This is a genomic window from Mesorhizobium sp. BH1-1-5, assembly GCF_020165615.1.
Taxonomy (GTDB): domain Bacteria; phylum Pseudomonadota; class Alphaproteobacteria; order Rhizobiales; family Rhizobiaceae; genus Mesorhizobium.
In genome coordinates this window covers 50,473-75,154 of record NZ_JAIUIM010000010.1, presented here as the reverse complement: position 1 = coordinate 75,154, position 24,682 = coordinate 50,473, and the positions used below count along the sequence as shown (strand labels likewise).

Annotated in this window: 18 protein-coding genes and 3 pseudogenes; 8 read left to right on the top strand and 13 right to left on the bottom strand. The window is 63.5% G+C overall.

Going from position 1 to position 24,682, the window contains the following annotated elements:
* Positions 1 to 37 precede the first annotated feature (37 nt).
* Genes LB572_RS15255 through LB572_RS15240 form a run of 4 tightly spaced genes read right to left on the bottom strand, consistent with a single transcriptional unit; the run spans position 38 to position 4,118 of the window.
* Positions 38 to 691, bottom strand: a complete 654-nt coding sequence (locus LB572_RS15255; RefSeq protein WP_224668285.1) for an ABC-type transport auxiliary lipoprotein family protein — start codon at positions 689 to 691, stop codon at positions 38 to 40.
* A gap of 37 nt (positions 692 to 728) precedes the next feature.
* Positions 729 to 2,102: an MlaD family protein gene (locus LB572_RS15250; RefSeq protein ID WP_140806640.1), complete on the bottom strand. Its 1,374-nt coding sequence runs from the start codon at positions 2,100 to 2,102 to the stop codon at positions 729 to 731.
* Positions 2,103 to 2,116: 14 nt separating this feature from the next.
* Positions 2,117 to 2,929 (bottom strand): ABC transporter ATP-binding protein, encoded by an 813-nt coding sequence (locus LB572_RS15245; protein WP_140806641.1) that lies wholly within the window; start codon positions 2,927 to 2,929, stop codon positions 2,117 to 2,119.
* Position 2,930: 1 nt separating this feature from the next.
* Entirely contained in the window at positions 2,931 to 4,118 is a 1,188-nt protein-coding gene (locus LB572_RS15240; protein WP_224668284.1) for an ABC transporter permease, read from the bottom strand.
* Positions 4,119 to 4,195: 77 nt separating this feature from the next.
* Between LB572_RS15240 and dgcA the strand changes: the two genes are divergently transcribed.
* On the top strand, positions 4,196 to 5,179 hold the full coding sequence (gene dgcA / locus LB572_RS15235) for an N-acetyl-D-Glu racemase DgcA (RefSeq protein ID WP_224668283.1): 984 nt from the start codon (positions 4,196 to 4,198) through the stop codon (positions 5,177 to 5,179).
* Here dgcA and LB572_RS15230 read toward each other — a convergent pair.
* Together LB572_RS15230 and LB572_RS15225 are read right to left on the bottom strand one after the other, a co-directional pair.
* Positions 5,150 to 6,364 carry an MFS transporter gene (locus LB572_RS15230; RefSeq protein WP_224668282.1) on the bottom strand — a complete coding sequence of 405 codons (1,215 nt, stop codon included), beginning with the start codon at positions 6,362 to 6,364 and terminating at the stop codon, positions 5,150 to 5,152. The two genes, dgcA and LB572_RS15230, sit on opposite strands and share 30 nt — an antisense overlap.
* Positions 6,365 to 6,564: 200 nt before the next feature.
* Positions 6,565 to 7,395, bottom strand: a complete 831-nt coding sequence (locus LB572_RS15225) for a UDP-2,3-diacylglucosamine diphosphatase (protein WP_140806645.1) — start codon at positions 7,393 to 7,395, stop codon at positions 6,565 to 6,567.
* A gap of 120 nt (positions 7,396 to 7,515) precedes the next feature.
* On the opposite strand from LB572_RS15225, the gene LB572_RS15220 reads away from it, so the two are divergent.
* Together LB572_RS15220 and LB572_RS15215 are read left to right on the top strand one after the other, a co-directional pair.
* Entirely contained in the window at positions 7,516 to 8,295 is a 780-nt protein-coding gene (locus LB572_RS15220) for an SDR family oxidoreductase (RefSeq protein ID WP_224668281.1), read from the top strand.
* 163 nt (positions 8,296 to 8,458) lie between these two features.
* On the top strand, positions 8,459 to 10,783 hold the full coding sequence (locus LB572_RS15215) for an NADP-dependent malic enzyme (RefSeq protein WP_224668280.1): 2,325 nt from the start codon (positions 8,459 to 8,461) through the stop codon (positions 10,781 to 10,783).
* Here LB572_RS15215 and LB572_RS15210 read toward each other — a convergent pair.
* Positions 10,780 to 11,418 carry a DUF1287 domain-containing protein gene (locus tag LB572_RS15210; RefSeq protein ID WP_224668279.1) on the bottom strand — a complete coding sequence of 213 codons (639 nt, stop codon included), beginning with the start codon at positions 11,416 to 11,418 and terminating at the stop codon, positions 10,780 to 10,782. The genes LB572_RS15215 and LB572_RS15210 overlap by 4 nt on opposite strands.
* Before the next feature lie 234 nt (positions 11,419 to 11,652).
* On the opposite strand from LB572_RS15210, the gene LB572_RS15205 reads away from it, so the two are divergent.
* Positions 11,653 to 12,876, top strand: coding sequence for a DUF2865 domain-containing protein (locus LB572_RS15205; protein ID WP_224668278.1), 1,224 nt, complete (start codon positions 11,653 to 11,655; stop codon positions 12,874 to 12,876).
* On the opposite strand, the gene gltX is transcribed toward LB572_RS15205, so the two are convergent.
* Entirely contained in the window at positions 12,794 to 14,167 is a 1,374-nt protein-coding gene (gene gltX, locus LB572_RS15200) for a glutamate--tRNA ligase (protein ID WP_224668277.1), read from the bottom strand. The two genes, LB572_RS15205 and gltX, sit on opposite strands and share 83 nt — an antisense overlap.
* Positions 14,168 to 14,876: 709 nt before the next feature.
* Here gltX and LB572_RS15195 point away from each other — a divergent pair.
* From LB572_RS15195 to LB572_RS15185, 3 genes and pseudogenes are all read left to right on the top strand, one after another.
* Positions 14,877 to 18,653, top strand: a complete 3,777-nt coding sequence (locus LB572_RS15195) for a vitamin B12-dependent ribonucleotide reductase (RefSeq protein WP_224668276.1) — start codon at positions 14,877 to 14,879, stop codon at positions 18,651 to 18,653.
* A gap of 80 nt (positions 18,654 to 18,733) precedes the next feature.
* Entirely contained in the window at positions 18,734 to 19,483 is a 750-nt protein-coding gene (locus tag LB572_RS34715) for a hypothetical protein (protein WP_224668275.1), read from the top strand.
* A gap of 42 nt (positions 19,484 to 19,525) precedes the next feature.
* Positions 19,526 to 19,896 (top strand): annotated as a pseudogene (locus LB572_RS15185) (VOC family protein).
* 203 nt (positions 19,897 to 20,099) lie between these two features.
* Here LB572_RS15185 and LB572_RS15180 read toward each other — a convergent pair.
* The 4 genes and pseudogenes from LB572_RS15180 to LB572_RS15170 all read right to left on the bottom strand — a co-directional run.
* Positions 20,100 to 20,960 (bottom strand): annotated as a pseudogene (locus LB572_RS15180) (GH25 family lysozyme); the annotation flags it as partial.
* A gap of 119 nt (positions 20,961 to 21,079) precedes the next feature.
* Positions 21,080 to 21,218: pseudogene (locus LB572_RS34710) on the bottom strand (muramidase); the annotation flags it as partial.
* Positions 21,219 to 21,367: 149 nt separating this feature from the next.
* Positions 21,368 to 22,153 carry a phosphodiester glycosidase family protein gene (locus tag LB572_RS15175; protein WP_224668273.1) on the bottom strand — a complete coding sequence of 262 codons (786 nt, stop codon included), beginning with the start codon at positions 22,151 to 22,153 and terminating at the stop codon, positions 21,368 to 21,370.
* A 112-nt stretch (positions 22,154 to 22,265) separates the two neighbouring features.
* The gene (locus LB572_RS15170) at positions 22,266 to 23,138 is read right to left on the bottom strand and encodes an undecaprenyl-diphosphate phosphatase (protein WP_224668272.1); all 873 of its coding nucleotides are present in this window, start codon (positions 23,136 to 23,138) and stop codon (positions 22,266 to 22,268) included.
* A gap of 202 nt (positions 23,139 to 23,340) precedes the next feature.
* Between LB572_RS15170 and LB572_RS15165 the strand changes: the two genes are divergently transcribed.
* Complete coding sequence (locus tag LB572_RS15165) at positions 23,341 to 24,270, top strand: hypothetical protein (RefSeq protein WP_140809785.1); 930 nt, start codon at positions 23,341 to 23,343, stop codon at positions 24,268 to 24,270.
* A 19-nt stretch (positions 24,271 to 24,289) separates the two neighbouring features.
* On the opposite strand, the gene LB572_RS15160 is transcribed toward LB572_RS15165, so the two are convergent.
* A complete protein-coding gene (locus LB572_RS15160) occupies positions 24,290 to 24,502 on the bottom strand; it encodes a hypothetical protein (RefSeq protein WP_140809787.1) in 213 nt (70 codons plus the stop codon).
* Positions 24,503 to 24,682: the final 180 nt, after the last annotated feature.

The window sequence follows — 24,682 nt, the reverse complement described above, 5'->3', positions numbered from 1 at the left end:
TGATCGATTTGCCGGCTTGGCCGACGCGCTCAGATTCTCAGATCGTCGAATCCGTCCAGCGGACGATGTCCTTCGCCGCCTGGCCAAAGGCGTTGTCCAGCGCGCCGACGTAAGCCGCATTTCCGCCGCCGGAGACCGGAGCGCTCGCGGTGAAGTTCTTCGAGGCGCGCACCTCGCCATTGCGGTCGTTGAGGATGCGCACGAACAGGTCGACATCGGCATGCTCGCCGCCATCGACGTGCACCTCGAAGGAGCGCACCTCGACGATGATCTGGTAGTCGATCGCCAGCCCCTCGCCCGGCTTGCCGACGCCGGCGAAGCTGCCGGAGCGCTGGAAGGTTTCGGCTAGCCTCGCCTGTACGATCAACGGCAGCCGGTCCGCCCACTGTGCGCCCTTGAGGAACTGGATCGACCGGTCGGAGGGCCTGATGACGATGTTCTGGCTGTCCAGTGCCTTGAGCGCCGACGGCTGGGCGATCAGGATCTGTCGGCGGCTGTGGGCGCGCATGTCGACCGACGGAGCCGACAATTCAAACGTGTCGAGCGGCGCCGGCTTGCCCCCAAGGGCCGCGCAGCCGGCAACCGAAAGCACCAGCAACGCTGCCGCGGACAATCTCAAACGACCCGCTACCACCCTGACCGACTTCACGCGTGATCCCCGTTGTCCCCGGATCTTACGATCAACCCGCATTTGCGATCCATTTTCTTGGCGGTCGCGGCAGCCGAAGTCAACGCCGTGTCCTTCCATCGAACTGTCGGACCTCGCCGTCGCCGCCGGACAGAATGCGCTGCGGATTGCGGCTGAGGTCGGTCACCGCTTCCTCGATGCGGTTGATCGAGCGCCGGCTGTCCTGCACAAGCGCCTCGACGTTTTGCAGGCCCTGGCCGGAGAAACGCGCCAGATTGTCGGTGATGGTACCGAGTCGCGCATTCAGCGTGTCGGCCACCTGCTTGAAGGATTTCAGCGTCGCCCTGGCATCGGCCATCACGCCGTCGGCCTCGCCGGAACCGAGGATCTTGTCGACCTTGGCCAGGATGCCGTCGACGCGCACAGAGGCATCGTTGAGCCGTTGCGCGAGTTGGCGGGCGTCCTTGATGGTCTGGTCGATATCGTCGGAACGGTTGGCGATCTTGTCGGTGACCTTGGCGATGTCGGAGGCCGCCTTGTCGGCGCTGGCGCTGGCCTTCTGGATGTTGGCCAAGGCGGCCTTGACGTCGGCCGGGTCGATGCCGTCGAGCACGCCGTTGACCTTGGCCAACGTGCCTTGCGTCTGCTTGGCGAAATCGTTGATCGAGCCGACCGCCGTGTTGACGTTGCCGATGACTGTATCGAACTGCTTCGACGTCTCCTTCAGGTTCGCCGTCACCGTATCGACATTGGCCACGATGCTCTTGATCTGGTCCTTGTCGACGGAATTGAGCAGGCCTTCGGCGGCCTTCAGCGTGCTGTCGAGGCGGCCCGAGACATTCTTCAGCTGATCGGAAAGCGAGCTCACCGCCGTCAGGAACTTGTCGATGCCGTCGGAATTCTTGGCCAGCGCGTCCGAGAAGGTCTCGACATTCTTGACCGTCTGCGTCAGCGGGCCGCGAACGTCCCTGGTGAAGCCTTCGAGCTCGCTCAGCACCTTGTCGGCGCGGGTGAAGATGTTCTGCGCCGTTTGCAACAAGTTGGTGACCGCCGACGGATTGGCGGTTATCTCGGGGATCCTGCCCTCCTTCTCCGCCTCGTCGAGCAGCTTCACTTCCTTGGGGTCGGCGCCCCGCAGTTCGATATTGGCTTGGCCGGTCAGGCCGGCGAGGCCGATATCGGCCTGCGTCGACTTGGTGATCGGCGTCATGCGGTCGATCTCGGTGTCGGCGATGGCCACCGTCGGATTGTCGACGTCGATGTAAACCCGTTTGACGTCACCGACCTTGACGCCGTTGAACAGCACGAAGCTGCCGCGGCCGAGACCTGAGGCCGAACCCGGAATGCGCACGCGCAGCATTGTCGTCTCGCCTCTGTCGCCGATCGCCGCGGTCCAATAGACGAAGGCGAAGGCCGCCAGGATCGCACCCAGCGTGAAGATGCCGACAATTACGTAGTTGGCTCTTGTTTCCATCGCCCCACTTATGGCTATGCGCGCGCCGCAAGATCAAGTTGCCGGGCGCGTTTTCCGCGGAAATAGGATTTCACCCACGGCTCCTCGCTTTTCAGCATGTCGTCGATCGTGCCTTCGACCAGTACCTTCTTCTTGCCGAGCACCGCGACGTGGTCGCAAGCGGTGAACAGCGTGTCGAGGTCGTGCGTGACCATGTAGACCGTCAGGTCCATCGTGTCGCGCAGCTTGACGACAAGCTCGTCGAATTCGGCCGCGCTGATCGGATCGAGCCCCGATGTCGGCTCGTCGAGAAAGACGATGTCCGGATCGAGCGCCAAGGCGCGCGCCAGCGCCGCGCGCTTGATCATGCCGCCGGACAGCTCGGAGGGGAATTTCTGCGCGGCGTCGGCCGGCAATCCGACCAGCTCGATCTTGAGCATGGCGAGCTCGTCCATCAGCGCCCTGGGCAGGTCGAGATACTCACGCATCGGCACCTGGACGTTTTCCAGCACCGTCAGCGCCGAAAACAGCGCGCCGTGCTGGAAAAGAACGCCGAGCCGCATGTCGATGCGCAGGCGGTCGGTGTCGCTCGCCTTGTCGACGTCGATGCCGAACAGGCTGATCGTCCCCGATTGCTTCGGCATCAATCCCAATATGGTGCGCAGCAGCACCGATTTGCCGGCGCCCGAAGCGCCGACGAAGCCGAGGATTTCCCCGCGCTTGATGTCGAGCGAAAGCTTGTCGAGGATCAGCTTGTCCTCGATCGCGACGGTGACGTCGCGAACCGAAAGCACGATTTCGTCGTCGTTCGCGTCCTGCGCTGCCGTGGCGCCGTTGCCGTTCGCCATCTCAGAACCCGATCGCTGCGTAGAACATGGCGAAAAGCCCGTCGAGGATGATGACGATGAAGATCGACTTCACCACCGACGCGGTGACGTGCAGGCCGAGCGATTCGGCGCTGCCGCCGACCTTCATGCCCTCGACCGACGCGATGATACCGATGATCAGGGCCATGAACGGCGCCTTGATCAGGCCGGCAAAGATGGTGCTGAGATCGATGGCGACGCGCAGCCTGTCGATGAACGCGGCCGGCGGGATGTCGGAATAGAGCCAGGCGGCGACGATGCCGCCGGCAAGTGCTGCAAAATTGGCGATGATGGTAAGGCATGGCAGCCCGATCACCAGCGCGACGAGCCGCGGAAAGACGAGCACGCCGATCGGATTGAGGCCAATCACCTTCAGCGCGTCGACCTCCTCGCGCATCTTCATCGAGCCGATCTCGGCGGTGATGGCGCTGCCCGAACGTCCGGCAAGCATGATCGCCGTCATCAGCACCCCGAGCTCGCGCAGGATCAGCACGCCGACCAGGTCGACGACGAAGATGTTGGCGCCGAAATAGCTGAGCTGGTAGGCGCCCTGCTGGGCGACGATGGCGCCGACAATGGCCGACATCAGCACCACGACCGGTATCGCGCCTACGCCCATGCGGTCGATCTGGTTGAAGATCGCGGCCAGGTTGACCGCATGGCCACGGCCGAGCTTCATCTGCGCGCCGCGGATCGTGGCGCCAAGGATGTTCATCGAGGCGAAGAAATCGTCGCGCATCTCATAGACCCGCCGGCCAACCAGCTCCAGCGCGCGCAGGACGATGTTGGGCGGCCCGGATGGGCCCGATTCGGGCTCGCGGCGGACCGCGTCGCCGACCGCGCCGAGCAGGATCGAGGCGATCTCGCTCTGCCCCTGCAAATGGACCTCGACGCCTTTCTTCTCGAAGGCGCTGGCCAGCCGGTCGATCAGCCAGGCGCCGGCCGTATCCATCTTCTCGATGTGGGAAAGGTCGAGCATCAGCTGTTTCGCGCCGCTTCTCTGCTCGATCTTGCGCATGTCGGCATCGACCAGCGCGACGGTGCGCGTCGTCCATACACCGGAAAAGGCACAGCCCAGCACGCCGCCTTCCTCGCCCACGGCGACGCGCGGCCGGTGCTCGGCGTCCTTGGCGGCCTCGCCGCTTGCGTCGCGTTTGCGGATGGTCAACATGGCGTCCTGTTTAGCGTGACGGGACTGGCGTGTCGATTTGCCGGCAGACCGGTGTCGCTCAGCCGGAGAAGAAAATTATGGCGCGTGTCATTTCGGTCGAAATGGAGCGATTCCCGATCGCCGGCACCTTCACCATCTCGCGCGGATCCAAGACCGAAGCCGAAGTCATCACCGTAACGATCGCTGAGGGGGGACGTTCCGGGCGCGGCGAGTGCGTGCCTTACAAGCGCTACGGCGAGACCATGGAGGGTGTGTACGAGACCATCGAAGCCATGCGCGATCCGATCGTCGCCGGCATCGACCGGACCGCCTTGCTCGCGGCCATGCCCGCGGGCGCCGCGCGAAACGCCATCGACTGCGCCCTTTGGGATCTCGAAGCCAAGGCGACCGGCACATCGGTGGCGGCGGCGATCGGCGTCCTTCCGATGAGGCCGTTAGAAACCGCCTACACCTTGTCGCTCGCCGAACCGGAGGCCATGGCGGCGCAGGCGCGCGCCAACGCCACGCGGCCTTTGCTCAAGGTCAAGATCGGCGGTGACAACGATATGGCGAGGATTCGCGCGGTGACCGAAGCCGCTCCCGAAAGCCGCATCATCCTCGATGCCAATGAGGGCTGGACCGACGAGACTATCGAGGCGAACCTTGCCTTCGCGGCGCAGCACGGCATCGCGCTCGTCGAGCAGCCGCTGCCGGCCGGCAAGGACTATATCCTGCGCCGGATCGCCCATCCGGTGCCGATCTGCGCCGACGAAAGCGTGCATGCCGCAAAAGACCTCGACACGCTGGTCGGTCTCTACGACGCCGTCAATATCAAGCTCGACAAATCGGGCGGCCTGACGGAGGCGTTGAAGCTGCGCGACCGCGCCCGCGATCTCGGCTTCGGGATCATGGTGGGCTGCATGGTGGGCACCTCGCTCGCCATGGCGCCGGCGGTGCTTTTGGCGCAGGATGCCGACTTCGTCGACCTGGATGGCCCGCTGCTGCTGGCGCGCGATCGCGAGCCGGGCCTCGTCTACCAGGGATCGCTCGTTTCACCCCCTGACAGGGTGCTTTGGGGCTGAACGCGAGGCCAGCCCGATCAACACCATGCCGATGACCGCGATCGGGATCATCGCCAGGAAGCCGTCCACGCCGAGCCGCTCATAGAGTGGGCCGGAAGCGAGCGTCACCGCCGCGCTGAAGGAGCCGTTGAAGAAATAGGCGATGCCTTGCGCGGCGCCGGTGCGTTCCTCGGACACCGTCTCGCCGATCATTTTCTGCAAGCCGATCAGCACCATGGCGACGGATACCGCATGCAACGACTGAACGGCGAAGAAGCCGGCTACACCCAGGCCGAGCGGCCAGACCAACGGAAAGGCGATCCAGCGCACGATTGCGCCGATGCCGGCCACCAGCATCACCCTGGCAACCGAGATGGAAGCAAAAATACGATTGAAAAACAGAAACATACCGACTTCGCACACAACTCCCCAGGCCCATAGCAGGCCGACGACGGAATCGCCGATGCCGATCGATTTCCAGTAGATCGACACGAAGCCGTAGAGGAAAGCGTGGCTGGCGGTGATGATGCCGACGCCGAGCGTGAAATACAGGAAATAGGCGTTGAACAGGCTCGGCGCCTTCTGCTGGATTTCGGTGGCCGACAGCGGCGAGGCCTTGCGTGGCCGCCCCATGCGCGGCGCCAGCAGTGCCGCGGCCAGGGCCGCGCCGATCGCGACGAAGATAATGACCGGCACCGCCTGCGGACCCGTGGCCGCCAGGATGAAGCCGCCCACGACATTGGCGCAAAGATAGGAGATCGAGCCCCATTTGCGCATCGCCGTGTAGTTCGACCCGAAGCGGCGCACGCCCGAGAGCGCCAGCGAATCGGCGATCGGCGAATGCGGCGTCCAGACGATCGTAAGCAGCAGCGACACGGCAAGCACGATCGCGTAGGTGGCCGGCAGGAAATAGCCCGCCGAAATAACCATCGAGGCTGCGACCAGCGCGATATAGACGTTGGCGCGGTCATTCGCGCGGTCGGCAAGCGCGGTCAGCATCGGCGTCGTCACGACACGCAGGAACATCGGCGCCGCCAGGATGACGGCGATCTGCTCGGCATGAAACCCTTTCGCCTGCAGCCAGAGCGGAAAGTAAGGCAAATGCGTGCCCTGCGACACGAACAAGGTCGCGAAGATCAGGCTCATGCGCAGTTCGAAATGGCTCGGCTTGACAAGCTGTTCGGGCGTTAGCGGCGGCAGCGACATGAATCGATCCAATTTCGCTGCACTCGACTCCGCGCAACGTGTCCCGATCCCTAACATGCGGCAAAGCGCGGCGGAACTGGCTGGATCAATCGATCAAGAGCAAAGCTGTTGACGAACGAACGATGCCTGGGAGCGAGCGCGGCGCGCCCTATGTCAGGGCGACGGCGGCAGCAGGCTGAACCGGGACAAGGCAGCCGCGTTCAGGCCGCCTGAGCCGCCCTGCCCTTGAGGTCGATGATGTCGACCGGCACCAGCACGTCGTTGCCGGCCGAAGCCTCGGGCAGCACATGCGCCCAGGTCAGGATCTCCATGCGGCCGTCGAAATGCTCGACCACCGCGGTGCAGCTTTCCACCCAGTCGCCGGTGTTGATGTATTGCACGTCGCCATAGCTTTCGATCGCGGCGTGATGGATATGGCCGCAGATCACGCCATCGACATGCGAGCGCCGCGCTTCTTCCGAAAGCACGGTCTGGAACGAGCCGATGAAGTTCACCGCCTTCTTGACCTTTACCTTGGCCCATGACGAGAACGACCAGTAAGGCAGGCCGAGCAGATGGCGCAGCTTGGTCACCGCACGGTTGATCAGCATCGCCGTGTCATAGGCATAGTCGCCGAGATAAGCGAGCCAGCGCTGATTGTGCACCACCGTGTCGAACTGGTCGCCATGGATGACCAGCAGGCGCCGGCCGTCGGCGGTCTCGTGGATGGCGCGGTCGGCGACGACGATGCCGCCGAAATGCACACCCTGGAACTGGCGGGCGAATTCGTCGTGATTGCCGGCGATATAGGTAATCGAGGCCCCTTTGCGCGCCTTGCGCAGCAGCTTCTGCACCACGTCGTTGTGGCTCTGCGGCCAGTGCCAGCTGCGCCGCAGCCGCCAGCCGTCGACGATATCGCCGACCAGATAGATGATTTCGGCGTCGTGATAACGCAGGAAGTCGATCAGGAAATCAGCCTTGGCCGCTTTCGAGCCGAGATGCACATCGGAAATGAACAGTGCGCGGAAAGTGCGGGGCTCTGGGTCCGACATCACGATTTTACCCTTTGCTTTCGCGTGCCTATGCCCCGATTCATGCAACAACCGTATGACGGTTGCGGTTGGTCCAGCCCAGGCGCTAGCTTGCGCGGCAATTCATCAGGAGAAATCACCATGGATCTCGGCATTCGCGGCAAGAAGGCCATCGTCTGCGCCTCGAGCAAGGGACTTGGAAAAGGTTGCGCCATGGCGCTTGCCGAAGCCGGCGTCGATCTCGTCGTCAACGGTCGTAACGCCGAGCTCGTGGCCAAGACCGCCAAGGAAATCCGCGACCGGTTCGGGGTCAAGGTGACCGAGATCGTCGGCGACGTATCGAAGCCCGAGGTGCAGAAGGCGATCCTCGCCGCCTGCCCGGATCCCGACATCCTGGTCAACAACAATGGCGGCCCGCCGCTGCGCGATTTCCGCGAACTCGACCGCACAAAGATCCTCGAAGGCGTGACGCAGAACATGGTCACGCCGATCGAGCTCGTCCAGGCGGTGATCGACGGCATGGCCAAGCGCGGCTTTGGCCGCATCGTCAACATCACCTCGCTTTCGGTCTATGTGCCGATCCCCGGGCTCGACCTGTCGTCCGGCGCGCGCGCCGGCCTGACCTCGTTCCTCGCCGGGGTGGCGCGCACGGTGATCGACCGCAACGTCACCATCAACAGCCTGCTGCCCGGCAAGCTCGACACCGACCGGCTGCGTGGCCCGCATGAGGCCGGCACCGCGGAAGACCCGGCCGCGGCCGCCGCGCGCAAGGCCCGCATCAGCGCCGACGTGCCGGCGAAACGTCTCGGCACGCCGGAGGAATTCGGCCAGATCTGCGCCTTCCTCTGTTCGGTCCATGCCGGCTACCTCACGGGCCAGAACATCCCCGTCGACGGCGGTCTCTACGTCAGCGCATTCTGACCGCCCGCAATCCAAAAGACCTGAGCCTCACAGGCCAACTGGCTGGAATCAATTGATTATTTTCGCTCCGGCATTGTGAAGGCCGGAGCCTGCTATTTGCCGTCGCGAAAACGCGCCGACGCATGCTAGAACGCTTGAAAGCAAGGAACAGTGGAGGGCCGCAATGGACGGCGAGAGCAAGAAAACGGCCCGGTCGGACCTCGACGAGGCCGCCCTCTTCTTCCACAAGCACCCGACGCCGGGAAAGCTCGAGATCCAGGCGACGAAGCCGCTCGGCAACCAGCGGGATCTCGCGCTTGCGTATTCGCCGGGCGTGGCCGCGCCCTGCCTCGAGATCCGCGACGATCCCGCCACCGCCGCCGACTACACCGCGCGCGCCAATCTGGTCGGCGTCGTCTCCAACGGCTCCGCCGTGCTCGGGCTCGGCAATATCGGTCCGCTCGCATCCAAGCCGGTGATGGAAGGCAAGGCGGTCCTGTTCAAGAAATTCGCCGGCATCGATGTCTTCGACATCGAGATCGACGCGCCGGAAATCGAGCGCATGGTCGACACGGTGGCCGCGCTCGAGCCGACCTTCGGCGGCATCAACCTCGAGGACATCAAGGCGCCGGAATGTTTCGAGGTCGAGGAGCGGCTGAAGGCTCGCATGGGCATCCCGGTCTTCCACGACGACCAGCATGGCACGGCGATCATCGTCGCCGCCGCGGTGCTCAACGGGCTGGAACTGGCCGGCAAGGCGATTTCCGACATCAAGATCGTCACTTCCGGCGCGGGTGCCGCGGCGCTCGCCTGCCTCAACCTGCTCGTCTCGCTCGGCGCCAGGGTCGAGAACATCTGGGTCACCGACCGTTTCGGCGTTGCCCACAAGGGCCGCGTCGAGGAGATGGATCGCTGGAAAGACCCTTATGTGAAGGATACCGAAGCGCGCACGCTGGCCGACGTCATCCCCGGCGCCGACGTCTTCCTCGGCCTTTCCGCCGCCGGCGTGCTGAAGCCGGAACTGTTGGCGCACATGGCGCCGAAACCGCTGATCCTGGCTTTGGCCAACCCCAATCCCGAGATCATGCCGGAAGCAGCAAGGGCCGCGCGCCCGGACGCCATGATCTGCACCGGGCGCTCGGATTTTCCCAATCAAGTCAATAACGTGCTCTGCTTTCCTTACATCTTCCGCGGTGCGCTGGACTGCGGCGCCAGCGCCATCAACGAGGAGATGAAGATGGCGGCGGTGCGGGCGATCGCCGCCCTTGCCCGCGAGGAGCCTTCCGATGTCGCGGCGCGCGCCTATTCCGGCGAGACGCCGATGTTCGGCCCCGATTTCCTGATCCCCTCGCCCTTCGATCCACGCCTTATCCTGCGCATCGCGCCGGCGGTGGCGAAGGCTGCCTGCGATTCTGGTGTCGCGACACGGCCGATCGCCGACTTCGCCGCCTATATCGACAAGCTCAACCGCTTCGTCTTCCGATCCGGCCTGGTGATGAAGCCGGTGTTCTCGTCCGCCAAGGCTTCGAGCGCCAAGCGCGTCATCTATGCCGACGGCGAGGACGAGCGCGTGCTGCGCGCCGCGCAGGTTGTGCTGGAGGAAGGCATCGCCGAACCGACTTTGATCGGTCGCCCGCATGTGGTGGAGGTCAGGCTGAAGCGCTACGGGCTGCGCATCAAGCCGGGCGTCGATTTCGCTCTGATCAACCCGGAAGACGATCCGCGCTACCGCCACTATGTCGACCTTCTGATCGAGCTGGCCGGCCGGCGCGGCGTGACGACGGAAGCCGCCCGCACCATGGTGCGCACCGACAACACGGTGATCGCCGCCCTTGCGCTGAAGCGCGGCGACGCGGACGCCATGGTCTGCGGCCTCGAAGGCCGTTTCGAGAAGCATCTGCGCAACGTCAGCCTCATCATTGGTCCCCGCGCGGGCATCAAGGACTGGGACCTGTCGACGCTATCGATGCTGATCTCGCAGCGCGGCATCATCTTCCTCACCGACACGCATGTCTCGGTCGACCCGACGGCGGAGGAGATCGCCGAGATGACGGTGCTGGCGTCGGAGGAAATCCAGCGCTTCGGCATCGAGCCGAAGGCAGCGCTTCTGTCGCATTCGGATTTCGGCTCGCGCGATTCTCCAAGCGCGCTGAAGATGCGCCGCGCCGCGGAAATCCTCGGCCGCATCGCGCCCGACCTGCAATGCGACGGTGAGATGCATGCCGATACGGCGCTGTCGGAGCATCTGCGCCAGCGCGTCTATCCGCATTCGCGGCTGAAGGGCGAAGCCAACCTGCTGGTGTTCCCGAACCTCGATTCGGCCAACATCACGCTGACGGCGCTGCGCGCCATGATGGACGCGCTGCATGTCGGGCCAATCCTGCTCGGCACCGACAAGCCGGCGCACATATTGACGCCGTCGGTGACCTCGCGCGGCGTCGTCAACATGACCGCGCTTGCCGTGGTCGAGGCGGCGCACAAGGCGCAGGCGATCGTCGATCTTGGCTAGGGCGCGAAGCGGAAATGCCCCGTCCGCCTGAAGACGTATAGCGTGTCCTCCTCGCGGGCGCCCTGGCCGATATTGTGAATGACCAGTGGCCGTTCCGGCGCCTCGGCCGAGCGATTGGTCGAGACGATGGCGATATGCGTCAGGTTGCCGGGCAGCATCTGAGTGACGAGATCGCCCGGCAGATAGTCGGCGGGATCCTCGCTCACGGCCAGGGAAGCGCCTCGCCGTTCGAAGAACATGGCGAGATTGGGCACGCGGCGATGGTCGATGTTGGGATCGGTCGACTTCAGGCCCCAACCCTTCGGATAGGCGGCGAAATTGGCCTGCATGTCCTCATGCACCAGCTTTTGCAGGTCGAGCCGCAAGGCGCGGCGATAGGCGCGGATGACGACATCCGTGCACACGCCCCGGTCCTGTTCGACATCGCCGCCGGGATAAGGGATGCGGGTGTAAGCCGGATCGTAGAGCGTGGTGACGCCGATCTGCTGGCGTGCGGCATCGACCAACCTGAAGGTCCAATCGGGCGTGGCGATCTTCGCCATCGCCTCGGGCGTGGCTTTCCTGGCCATCGCGTACGGCACCGCCAGGAACAGAAGACCGAGTTGCAGCACGGTTCGACGGGTCATCGGGATCATGCATCGCCCCTCTCTTGCAAGCCGAGTTCACGGGAATTGGTCTCGCGCGAAAGCGTCTTTTTTAGGCTCTCGGCGTTTTGCCGCCCGGCGATGGCAGGTCGTGTTTCCGGTTGAAAACGCTTCGGGCTGAATTGTCCTCGAGCCCGATGGGCGCCGACTCTGGCATAGTCGATTAACCACGGCCGGGTAGCTTCGGGTCGATCAAGCGATTTGGGCGGGCTATTGGGGTTTCGGATGAAAGGCTTGGGGCTGAAGCTGACCCACCTGTTCGCGCTGCTTGCAGCGCTTGCAGGCTCGGCCGTCGCCGTGACCCAATCCCAGGCGGCCTCCCGCGCTTGCAGGCAGCTCGAAGCCGAACTCGCCGCGACACGCGGTGGCGGCGGCGGACCAGGCATCGTGCGCAAATATGACGATGCCATCCAGCGCCAGCGCGAGCAGCTTGCCAAGGCCCGCGGCCGGGCGAGCGACGCCAATTGCGGCTTCACGCTGTTTTCGCGCAATGTCAGCCAATGCGCGGCGATCAATGCCTCGATCCAGCGCATGAACGCCAATCTCGACACATTGCAGGCCAAGCGCGAGCGGCTCGCCGCCGGCGGCACGCGGCGCGACCGCAGCCGTATCCTGGCGTCGCTCGATGCCAATGGTTGCCGCGACGACGAGATCGCGCCGCGACGCGCCCCGTTTCGGGAGGCGGCCCGCGACAATGGCGGCAATCTGTTCGAGCAGCTTTTCGGCCGCCAGGACGAGCAGCTCGAAACGCCCGATGTCCCGGACGCTGCGGAGGTGCCTTCGGATGATCCCGGCGAGCGCAGCATCCGCCGCGTCATCAACCAGCCGGACGGCATGGACCTGCCGCGACTGGGCGGCGAGTTCCGCACCATGTGCGTGCGCACCTGCGACGGCTATTTCTTCCCGATGTCCAACGCGGCTTCCATCGGCGACTTCGAGCGCGACCAGAAGAATTGCGAATCGAGCTGCCCGGGCACTGAGATGCAGGTCTTCTATTCACGTGGAATGGACGACGATTCTGAGTCGATGACCTCCTCGGTCACCGGTCAACCCTACAGCGAGCTGCCGACCGCCTATCTCTACAAGCAGGCCAATTATTCGCGGCCGCCGAGCTGCGGCTGCAACGCGCAAGCCGGCAATGGAAATTTCACGATCATCGGCGGCAACCCGCCCAATCCGGAACAGTCGCAGCCGGACGGCGAGGCGGCGCCTTTCATTCCCGTGCCGGCGGCCAAGCCTGATCCAGGCGCCGATCCCGAAACGATCGCCAATGCCGAAGGCGGACTCGACCAGGAAGCGATCAAGCGGCTGACCACCAAGGTGCCGGTGTCTCCGGTCTCGGCGCTGCCGCCGGATCAGCGCAAGGTCAGGGTCGTCGGGCCAGCGTTCCTTCCCGACCCATCAGCGGCAATAGATCTGAAAGCTCCGGCCCCGAAGTCCGCCCGGTAAGGGCGAGCCTCAGCGGCATGAACAGCGGCTTGCCTTTGCGCCCGGTCGCTTCCCTGATCTTGCCGGTCCAGTCCTTCCAGACCGTGCCGTTCCACGGCTCCTCCGGCAGCAGTTCGAAAGCCTGATCGAGGAAATCGCGGTCCTCGCCGGAAAATTCGGCCGGCTCCTGCGGGCCTTCGCCCACGATACGCCACCAGGCGACCGCGTCCGACAGACGGTCGAGATTGCCGCGGACCGCCGTCCAGAACGGCTCGGCCTTGTCGCCGGAAATACCAAGCACGATCAGCCGGTCGCGCGCTTCCTCGAACGACATGTGATGCATCAGCGTGCGGTTGAGCACGAAAAGCTCGTCCGGGTCGAATTTGGAGGCCGACTTCGACGTCGCCGCCGGGTCGAAATGGCCGGCAAGCTCGTTGAGGTCGTGCGCGGCGGTGACATTCTCCGACGTGCCGACGAGCACGGCCAGCGACGCGACCGCCATCGGCTCGATGCCGTCCTCGCGCAGGCTTTCGATCGACAGCGCGCCGGTGCGCTTCGACAGCCCCTCGCCTGAGACGGTGGTGAGCAGATTGTGGTGGCCGAAGACCGGCGGCTCGGCGCCGAGCGCCTTGACGATGGCGATCTGCACCCCGGTGTTGGTGACATGGTCGTCGCCGCGGATGACATGGCTGATGCCCATCTCGATGTCGTCGACCACCGAAGGCAGCGTGTAGAGATAGGTGCCGTCCTCGCGCACCAGCACAGGATCCGACAGCGAGGCGAGATCGACGGTCTCCTCGCCGCGCACGAGGTCGTTCCAGTGCACCTCGGTCCGTTCGGGCTGCAGCGGATCGCTGGTGAAGTTGGGCAGCAGGAAGCGCCAATGCGGCTTGCGTCCATCCGACTGGTATTCAGCCACCTGCTCGGGCGTCAGCGTCAACGCCTCGCGGCCGTACACCGGCGGCAGGCCGCGCGTGCGGCGCACCTTGCGGCGCAGGTCGAGCTCTTCCGGCGTCTCGTAGCAGGGATAGAGCACCCGCGCCGCCTTCAGCCGCTCGACCGCCGCGTCGTAGATCTCGAAGCGGCGCGACTGGTATTCGGTGATATCCGGGAAGATGCCCAGCCAATGCAGGTCGTAGAGAATGGAATCGGCATATTCCTGCTTCGAGCGGGCAATGTCGGTGTCGTCGAAGCGCTGGATGAAACGGCCCTTGTTGTTCATGGCGAAAAGCCAGTTGAACAGCGCGGTGCGCGCATTGCCGATATGGATGCGGCCGGTCGGCGATGGGGCAAAACGTACGGTAACTGTCATGAGCGGGGCGTAACGGATGCTTTTGGTGTTGACAAGGCGCGCCCCCGCGCGAACGCAACAGATAGTGCAAGCCAGCTAAAATGAAAAGCCGCTGGCCCGACACGCTTCGCGGCGGCCTGACAAATGGCGTCAAGCGCCCACAAACCCTGGCTTCTAATGTCCCCGTTATCCACATATGTGACACACAAGATGTTGGGGTCACAAAACCTATACAAACGAATCCTTGACGGGTCAGACCGAGTCGCTTTTTATAGGCCATGCGCTTGTGTTGCGGGCGCGACCGGAGAGTTTCGAGGCCGGTCTTTTTTCCCGGATTTTGTGCGTTTTGCCCGGATTTCCGCCTGTTCACGAGGCTGGCGGAAGCGTTGGGATCGTTAGGACTTGGGTGGGCGAAAGGGAGAATTGTCGGCCTGGAAAAAATGATCTGTTAACACTATATTTAGTGTTTGCAGGCAGGCTAGACGCTAGATAGTGTGAACCTCCCTCTACGGAGGGAATCGACAAAAGTTTCAGTTTCGAGGGACCCGCGGGTCGGCCTGCAACCTGGGTAAGCGCCTGGAAAGGCGTTTGCGTGTCTGCATGGCTGCGCCCGCGACGAGGAGTGTCGGCGTCGCCTGTGATGCCGGCAAACGGCGGACTGCGCTTTTCGCCTAGCGGGGCAGAAATCCCCGGGGAAAAGCGCTATATATAGACAAAAGGGACCGGACCAATGCGCATCGAGCGTCGCTTCACCAAGCCAGACCAGTCAGCTTATGCGGAAATCGAATTCCGCAAGGCCCTGTCGGAGATCAAGAATCCGGACGGCTCGGTGGTGTTCCGCCTGGACAACATCGATGTGCCGGCGCAGTTCAGCCAGGTCGCGGCCGACATCCTGGCCCAAAAATATTTCCGCAAGGCCGGCGTGCCGGCGCGGCTGAAGAAGGTCGAGGAGAACGGCGTCCCGTCCTTCCTGTGGCGCTCCGTCGCCGACGAGGCCGAGCTCGCCAAATTGCCCGAGGCCGAGCGCTACGGTTCGGAAACCGATGCCCGCCAGGTCTTTGACCGCCTTGCCGGCACCTGGACCTACTGGGGCTACAAGGGCGGCTACTTCAAGTCCGAGGACGACGCGCGCGCCTTCCGCGACGAGCTCGCCTATATGCTCGCCACCCAGCGTGTCGCGCCGAACTCGCCGCAATGGTTCAACACCGGCCTGCACTGGGCCTATGGCATCGACGGTCCGAGCCAGGGCCATTTCTATGTCGACCCCTTCACCGGCAAGCTGACCAAGTCGAAGTCCTCCTACGAGCACCCGCAGCCGCATGCCTGCTTCATCCAGGGCGTGCAGGACGACCTCGTCAACGAGGGCGGCATCATGGACCTGTGGGTGCGTGAGGCGCGCCTGTTCAAATACGGCTCCGGCACCGGCTCGAACTTCTCGATGCTGCGCGGCGAAGGCGAGAAGCTTTCCGGCGGCGGCCGCTCGTCCGGCCTGATGAGCTTCCTCAAGATCGGCGACCGCGCGGCCGGCGCCATCAAGTCGGGCGGCACGACGCGCCGCGCCGCCAAGATGGTCATCGTCGACGCCGACCATCCCGACATCGAGCAATTCATCGACTGGAAGGTCAATGAGGAGCAGAAGGTCGCCTCGCTGGTGACCGGCTCGAAGATCGTCAAGAAGCACCTCGAAGCGATCATGAAGGCCTGCGTCAATTGCGAAGGCCATGACGACGATTGCTTCGACCCGGCGCTGAACACCGCGCTGAAGCGCGAGATCAAGGCGGCCAAGAAGGATGCCGTGCCGGAGAACTACATCTACCGCGTCATCCAGTTCGCCAAGCAGGGCTACACCTCGATGTCGTTCAATACCTACGACACCGACTGGGATTCGGATGCCTACCTCACCGTCTCCGGCCAGAATTCCAACAATTCGGTGTCGCTGAAGGACAATTTCCTGCGCGCCGTCGAGGCCGATGGCGACTGGCAGCTCACCGCCCGCAAGGACGGCAAGGTGCTGAAGACGCTGAAGGCGCGCGACCTGTGGGAAAAGATCGGCTATGCCGCCTGGGCTTCCGCCGATCCCGGACTGCACTTCAACACGACGATGAACGACTGGCACACCTGCGCTTCCGCCGGTGCGATCCGGGCCTCCAACCCGTGCTCGGAATACATGTTCCTCGACGACACGGCCTGCAACCTCGCCTCGATCAACCTTTTGCCCTACCGCAACGAAGACGGCACGATCGACATCGCCGCTTACGAGCACACCGTTCGGCTGTGGACCGTCGTGCTCGAAATCTCGGTGATGATGGCGCAGTTCCCGTCCAAGGAGATCGCCAAGCTCTCCTATGATTACCGCACGCTCGGCCTCGGCTACGCCAATATCGGCGGCCTGCTGATGACCTCGGGCATTCCTTACGACTCCGACGAGGGCCGCGCCATCTGCGCCGCGCTCACCGCCATCATGACCGGCATGGCCTATGCCACATCGGCCGAAATGGCCTCCGAGCTCGGCGCCTTCCCTGACTATGACCGCAACGCCCAGAACATGCTGCGCGTCATGCGCAACCACCGCCGCGCCGCCTATGGCGACAAGGACGGCTACGAGAAGCTCGCCGTCAACCCGGTGCCGCTGGTCGCCTCCGACCTGAAGCAGCAGGCTTTGGCCGAGCATGCCAAAGCCGCCTGGGACCGCGCCATCGAGCTCGGCGAGGAGCACGGCTACCGCAACGCGCAGGCGACCGTCATCGCGCCGACCGGCACGATCGGCCTGGTCATGGACTGCGACACCACCGGCATCGAGCCCGACTTCGCCCTGGTGAAGTTCAAGAAGCTCGCCGGCGGCGGCTACTTCAAGATCATCAACCGTGCCGTGCCGGAAGCGCTGCGCACGCTGGGCTACTCCGAAAGCCAGATCGCCGAGATCGAGGCCTACGCCGTCGGCCACGGCAACATGAACCAGGCGCCCGGCATCAACCCCGGCTCACTCAAGGCCAAGGGCTTCACCGATGAGAAGATCGCGGCGCTCAACGCGGCGCTGAAGTCGGCCTTCGACATCAAGTTCGTGTTCAACCAGTGGACGCTGAGCGCCGACTGGGTGAAGGAGACACTCGGCTTCACCGACGAGCAGCTCGGCGACATCTCCTTCGAGATGCTGCCGGCGCTCGGCTTCTCCAAGAAGGACATCGACGCCGCCAACATCCATGTCTGCGGTGCGATGACGTTGGAAGGCGCGCCCTTCCTCAAGGCCGAACACCTGCCGGTGTTCGACTGCGCCAGCCCTTGCGGCAAGATCGGCAAGCGCTCGCTCTCGATCAACAGCCACATCCTGATGATGGCCGCGGCACAGCCCTTCATCTCGGGCGCCATCTCCAAGACCATCAACATGCCGAACGAGGCGACGGTCGAGGATGCCAAGAACGCCTACATGCTGTCGTGGAAGCTGGCGCTGAAGGCCAACGCGCTCTATCGCGACGGCTCGAAACTGTCGCAGCCGCTCAATGCCTCGCTGCTCGCCGATGGCGAGGAAGACGAGGACGAGGTGGTCGAGCAGCTGATCGCCGCACCCGCCGCGCAGCGCGCCGTGCAGGTGACGGAAAAGATCGTCGAGCGCGTCATCGAGCGGCTCTACCGCGACCGCGAAAAACTGCCGAACCGCCGCAAGGGCTACACCCAGAAAGCAGTCGTCGGCGGCCACAAGGTCTACCTGCGCACCGGCGAGTTCGACGACGGCCGCCTCGGCGAGATCTTCATCGACATGCACAAGGAAGGCGCCGCCTTCCGCGCTATGATGAACAACTTCGCCATCGCGATCTCGCTCGGCCTGCAATATGGCGTGCCGCTCGACGAATATGTCGAGGCCTTCACCTTCACCAAGTTCGAGCCGGCCGGCATAGTGCAGGGCAACGACGCGATCAAGAACGCCACGTCGATCCTCGACTACGTGTTCCGCGAGCTCGCGGTCTCCTATCTCGGCCGCCACGACCTCGCCCATGTCGACCAGTCGGACTTCGACAAGACCGCGCTCGGCCGCGGCATCACCGAAGGCAAGGCGACGCCCTTCTCCAAGGGCCTCTATCGCGGCGCCTCGCCGGTGAAGCTGGTGTCGGGCGTGGGTTCCGAGCCCAAGGGCTTCGGCGGCCCGGCTCCGACCACGGCCCCTGCCCGCGCCGCACCAACCGCCTTTGCCGGCTCCAACGTTCTGGCACTGAAGCCGGCCAGCGACGAGGCGCTCGCCTACAAGCGCGACTATGAGGAGCGTGCCAGGGAACTGGCCGAGGACATGGTGGAAGAAGAAGCCGAGGCCGCCGGCGGCGCCGAAGCCCTCTTCACCGACGCTGCCGCCAACGAGGCCGCCGAGGCAAAGAAGCTCGCCGCGACGAGGCGCCAGCAGTCGCTTCTCCAGGGCTACACTGGCAACGAATGCTCCGAGTGCCACAACTTCACCATGGTGCGGAACGGCACCTGCGAGAAGTGCGACACGTGCGGATCGACGAGCGGGTGCAGCTGAGAAAGCCCGATCAATAATAAAATCGAAACTTCTCGTTACCCCTGAGCTCCGACAGAAGTCGGGGCTCTTCGGCTTCTCCAATGACACACCGAACTGCGGCCGAAACTCTTGCTAACGATATAGCTGTGCTAGGCAATGACTATGGCCTTGCGTTTTACCATTGTTGCCAAGAGCTTTGGCGAGTGTCATCGTCCTGGGATCGCTATGAGGCGCTATTTGGCAGCCAAGAGCGAGTTAATCTCCTAAATGAGAGTGGCGGAAGCTTCTGGCATGCAATACAGGGCGTGTTGCTTGAGCATGTTTTGTTGGGCATCTGCCGATTGAGCGACACTGCTGGAACCGGGCAACGACGGAACCTCAGTGTTTGGACGTTAGTTGAACTTGATCCATTAAGATACAAAGGCAGACTGAAGCAACGTGCCGAAACAGCAAGCCGAAGAGCATCGTTTGCTAGAACGTGGCGGGATAAGAGAATTGCTCATAACGACTTAGAGCAATCGACGGGCGTTGCGAATAAGTTAGTCTCTGCAACCGGTAGGAAGATAACTAAAGCAATCCTTTCGATTCATGAGGTGCTTCGATGGATTAGCGCGAAGCATTTCGGCAGTGACATGGGTCTCTTAGAAATGGGAGACATCGATGCCATTGAGCTAATGACATACATTGATGATGGGCTGAGGTATCGAGCCTTGAGGGAGGCAGAGTACAATTCTGGAACTCCTATTAGCAGATACGATAATTCGTACGATTGGATCCGTACTGGTACAAATCCCAGCGAACGCTACGCATTTGACTTTGACCTCAAGCTTCCAAAGCCACGTCGTCGGTAATCTCGCTGTCAGCACCGTCGAAGCATCGGCCATCGAGTCACCATGATCGACCACATCACCATCGAAGTGAGCAACCTAGATAAGAGCAAACTCTTCTACGAAAAGGCGTTACGCCTTTGGGATACAGCCTCGCCTTCGGCAAAGAAGGCATCTTCTGGGCCTTCGACGTCGGCAATGGCTGCCTGTTCGAGATCCAGAGCACGGGCGAGACACCGCCGCTCACCCATCTGCATGTCGCCTTCCGGGTGAAGAGCAAGGCGGAGGTCGATGCGTTCCACCGGGCGGCGCTCGAGGCGGGCGCAGCGGACATTGGCGCGCCCGGTCCGCGCCCGGACTATGCCGAGCATTACTACGCCTGCTTCGTGCTCGATCCCGACGGTTACAACATCGAGGCGATGATCAACGAGGGATGAAGCGCGCCCTCTCCTTCTCCCCTTGTGGGAGAAGGTGGATCGGCGCGATAGCGCCGAGACGGATGAGGGGTGTTCCAGCAGAGTGAGACGCTGGCGATTTTGCTGCAGCGCCCCAAGCCGGCAAAGGTCTCCGTCAAGCTGGAGCACCCCTCATCCGGCCGCTGCGCGGCCACCTTCTCCCACAAGGGGAGAAGGAGAAGCGCCTAATCCGCGTCGGCCACCATCTGCCCACCGCCCAGCCACGCCCGCCACTGCCGCTCGTCGCCGTGGAAGACGTTGAGGTCGATGCGGCCGCTCACGCCATGCGATAGGCCCGAGCCGGAATACTGCCAGAACAGCCACTTGCGGCCCGGATAGACTTTTGACGGGTGCGCCGCCACCGCGCGCAGCCAGAAGGGATAGTTCTGGAAGGCGCCCTGCAGATTGTCGCGGTAGAAATCGGGGCTGGTGTAGATGACGGGGCGCTGGCCGTAGTGACGCTCCAGCTTGTCCATGAACACCTGCATCTTCTCCAGCACCTTCTCGCGCGAAGGCCGCCGCTTGCAGGAGGAATCGCCATTCCACTCGACGTCGATGACCGGCGGCAGCGCGCCGTCGACCTTCGGCACGTTGCGGATGAACCAGTCGGCCTGCTCGCCGGCGGTGCGGCACCAGTAGAAGAAATGATAGGCGCCGCGCTTCAGCCCGGCGGCGTCGGCGTTGCGCCAGTTCTTCATGAACATCGGGTCGAGATGATCGCCGCCGTCGGTCGCCTTGATATAGGCGAAGTTGGCGCCCTGGGCGCGCAGCTTCTCCCAGTTGATGTTGCCTTGCCAGCGCGAGACGTCGACCCCGTGCACGGCAAGATGGCGAGGCGAAGAGCGTCCGAAATTGATCGGCTTGGCGTCGCGGAACGCATAGCGGGTGACCGGACTGGCAAGCATCGCAGGCGCCGCACGCGAAAGCCGCTTCGGCGGCGAGACGAGCGCTGCCTCCTGCACCGGCGGCTCGACGCTGTCCGGCAAGTCGGCCGCCGGGAAATTCACCGTCTCTTCCTCGGCGAGGCCGAATGGGCGCGAATTCTCGTCGCTCGCGCTCGCATTATCCTCGTCGAGCAAAGGCGCCGGCGGCTTGATGCGCGCCACGCCCGACATCGACGCGGTCTCGACGGTTCTTTCCGCCACGGCGGTCCTCACGCCCTTCGACACCGGCGCGCTCGGCCGCACGACCGAGCTCGTCATCTCGTTGGACGGCATCTGCAAGGCATCGACGCCCGATGTGGACGAACAGCCGGCAAGGCATAGCGATGCGAGCACGAAACTGACGACGCCAAAAATCCGCATCTTTGACCTGTACGCAAAACAAAACAGACCGAAGGCAGGAACAGCGCCGCCGGAACCCCCATTCCTAATGAGAAATTACCAACAAAGTTTGAATCAAAATTTACTTTTGGCGCGATCGGATGATTCGGGAAGACGCCGAAGACGGTCGGCTACCGCCTGAACACGCCGATCATCGGCCCGAGATTCCAGAAATCGTCGTTGCGGCCGATCCCGGGCGCGTAGAGGCTCGAGATCGAACCGTCGAGGAAAAGCGCGTTCGGGCAGCCGAGCTGGTCGCGGAACAGCCGCGCGAATTCATGGAAGGTCACGACATCGTCCGAGATCGCGAAGACGGCGACGCCGTCGGCACGCACGCCGACGCCATCGCGGATCTTTCGCGAGGTGCCGTCGGCCTGGAATTTCGGATGCAGCTTGCCGTCGATGACCAGCATCGGCCCGGACTGCGTGGCGTAATCCACCCGCGGCGGACGCCTCAGGTAATCCTTGGTCGCGCGAACACCGGCCCTGCCTGCGCTGAGATAAAAGATGCCGTTGGGCTGCATGGAGAAATTGCCGGATCCCGATCCGGTCTTCGCTGGCGTGATCTGCTCGCCGCGTTCGACATAGAGCCCGACCGGCGCGAGGTTCGGATGATACATGCCGGCATTGATTCCGAAGAGCAGGGTGCGCCCCGTCGCCTGCTGCGCGCTGCGCAGATTGTGCAGCGACCGGTAGAGGTCGCCATCCTTGTTCTTCCAGAACAGCTCGATGGAGAAATGCTTCGGATCGGCCTCGCAGACGAGGTAGGCCGCGTTCTCGAAAGTCTGGTTGCGGCAGGGCGGCAGCGCGGCCAGCCATTGGCCAAGGCCCATGCCTGCGCCAACAGCGGCAGGCAACGCCGACTTCACCAGCGTGGCCAGCACAGGAACCGACTGCAGAAGCGTAACAATATCCATCAGCGCACCCGAGCGTCAGCTGTCGATATAGCGGATTCGGTCAAGGCCTCTAGAGCCTTTGTCCCCACGCATTCACGGACAGAAAACCGCTGGGCATCCTTCCTGGAATTCCTCAGGTGAGCCAGCCGGTCGCGACGCCGATCAGCAGCACCACGCCGAGCAGGCCGCGATAGATGACGAACGGCCAGGCGGAGAAGCGCTCGAGCACCCGCATCAGCCCCCAAATCGCGAAGAAAGCCGAGATCGAAGCGACGATCAGGCCGACGGCCAGAATCGACCATCCATGCGCGTCGAGATGCACCTTGTGCAGTTCATAGAGCTCCTTCAGTCCGGCGAGCGCTATGGCCGGCAGGCCGAGCAGGAACGACAGGCGCGCCGCCTCCGGCCGGGCAAAGCCCAGCCCCATCGCCGCCGTCAGCGTCGAGCCCGAGCGCGAGACACCGGGAATGAGCGCGCCGACCTGGGCGACGCCCACCAGCAGCGCGTCGAGGATCGACGCCTGGCGCAGCATGAGCTTGTGGCTGGCGAATATCTCGGCGAGCGCCAAAAGGATCGCCATGGCGATACAGGCCCAGCCGATGACGGCTAGCCCACGCAAGGGCGAATTGCAGGCATTGAGCACGCCGGAAAGCGCGAGGCCAGCAATGACGATCGGGACGGTGGCAAGCACGATGCTGGCCGCCAGGCGGAAATGGCGGTCGCTGAAATCACGGCGCGAGATTGCAGACAGCGAGCCGAACAGCACGTCCCTGACATCGCTCCAGAAATAGCTGATCACCGCCGCCAGCGCCGCCAACTGCATGGCGGCGGAGAAGGCCGAGCCGGGATCCTGCCAGCCGAGCACGGCCGGCACGATGCGCATATGCGCCGTGGACGAGATCGGCAGTAATTCCGTGATGCCTTGCACGACGCCCAGAAATGCCACCTTGGCATAACCCAGGCCGACAAAGCCGGTGTCCAGTCCTTGAGTGCAGACGTCGGTCATCCCGGTCCTTTCCCCGTGCCCCGGTCATTATCCGAGGCAAAAATGAATCGTCATCGAAAGCCCATCGAGGACAGGCTTAGCCTCACGATAGCGTGATTCCAACTCACGGATTTGTAAGGTGCCGCTAATCCTGCTTGACAACAGGCGTCGTTATATTATTCTCCACTAATCTTACACTGTAAGGTAAATCGGGGAGCATGCCATGTCGACCGCCGCCCTCTCGGAATTGCAGCCAGTCGTGCCGCCGCAAACCCACGTCCCGGAAATCGCGATCGAGGAGGTGTCGCGCGATATCAGCCGCGCCATCGAACGCGCCGAAGTCGCTGCATGGCTCGACCTTTACGAAGCGGCGCCCGCGGATTTCGCGGCCCGGCAAGGGCTTTCGATCGCGAGCGACGGCGACCTCGTCTGGACCACCTGCACGACGATCCCGTTCATCCATTTCAACTGCGTGAAGAATATCGGCGTCGATGGTCCGGCGACGGAGGAACAAGTCGACGCGCTGCTCGCGCACTACCGCGCGGCCGGCATCATGCGGCCGTGGTTCTACACCAGTCCACACACCGAACCGTCGCGGCTGAGATGCTGGCTGGAGGCGCGCGGGATGCAGCAGCAAGGCGGCTGGGAGCGCATCTATCGCGACGCGACCCCGCTGGCGGACGAACCGCTTTTCCCGGGCGACCCGCTGATCCCGGTTGACGATCTGGTGGTCGAGGAGGTCACGCCCGGCACAGCCTCCGAATGGGCTTCTTTCATCGATGCCAGATACAGGCTGCCCACCTCGCCCTGGCTCACGGCGCTTGTCGGCCGCAAGGGCTGGCATCACTACATGCTGAGACGCAGAGGCGCCGTGGAGGCGGTCCGCTCGCTCTTCATCTCAGACGGCACTGCCTGGAGCGGCATCGACGCGCCGGTGCCGGGCATCATGGCGCCGAGCTTCGATCTTGATGCAAGGCTTGGGGAAAGGCTGGTTCGCGACGGCATCGCCGCCGGCGCGAAACTGTTTGTCGCCGACATCGAGGCGCCGCACCCCGATCGCGACGGGCCGGCCTATCGCAACTACGACCGGCTCGGCTTCAAGCTTGCCTATTTGCGCAGTCATTACAGTTACCTGCCCGCAAATTCGAGCTGACCAATTTCCTGGAATTGCCTCAGCGGTAGAGCCACTGCTTCAGGCAGCTTCTTGCCACCACATGCGCTGGCGGCACCGAAGCCCGGTCGATGCGGGAATCATCGCCGGCCCTGTCGCGAGCCTTTTCCAGAAGCAGGCGAAGCTCGGCCGGACGCACACGGTCACGCGCCATCACGAGCTGGACCATCGGGTCGTTCAAAAGCTCGTCCAGGGTGTTGATGCTCTCGCTCATCCGTCGCCTCCTCGATGCCTGCCCGCATGGCGCTTAGATAGGCAGTCAAAGATGGCTCGCCAATGACGTTTTGCCGGCTATCTCGTGAATCGAAGATGAAATTTTTGTGCAGTTTTCCCTTCTCCCCTCGTGGGAGAAGGTGGATCGGCGCGCAGCGCCGAGACAGATGAGGGGTGCTCC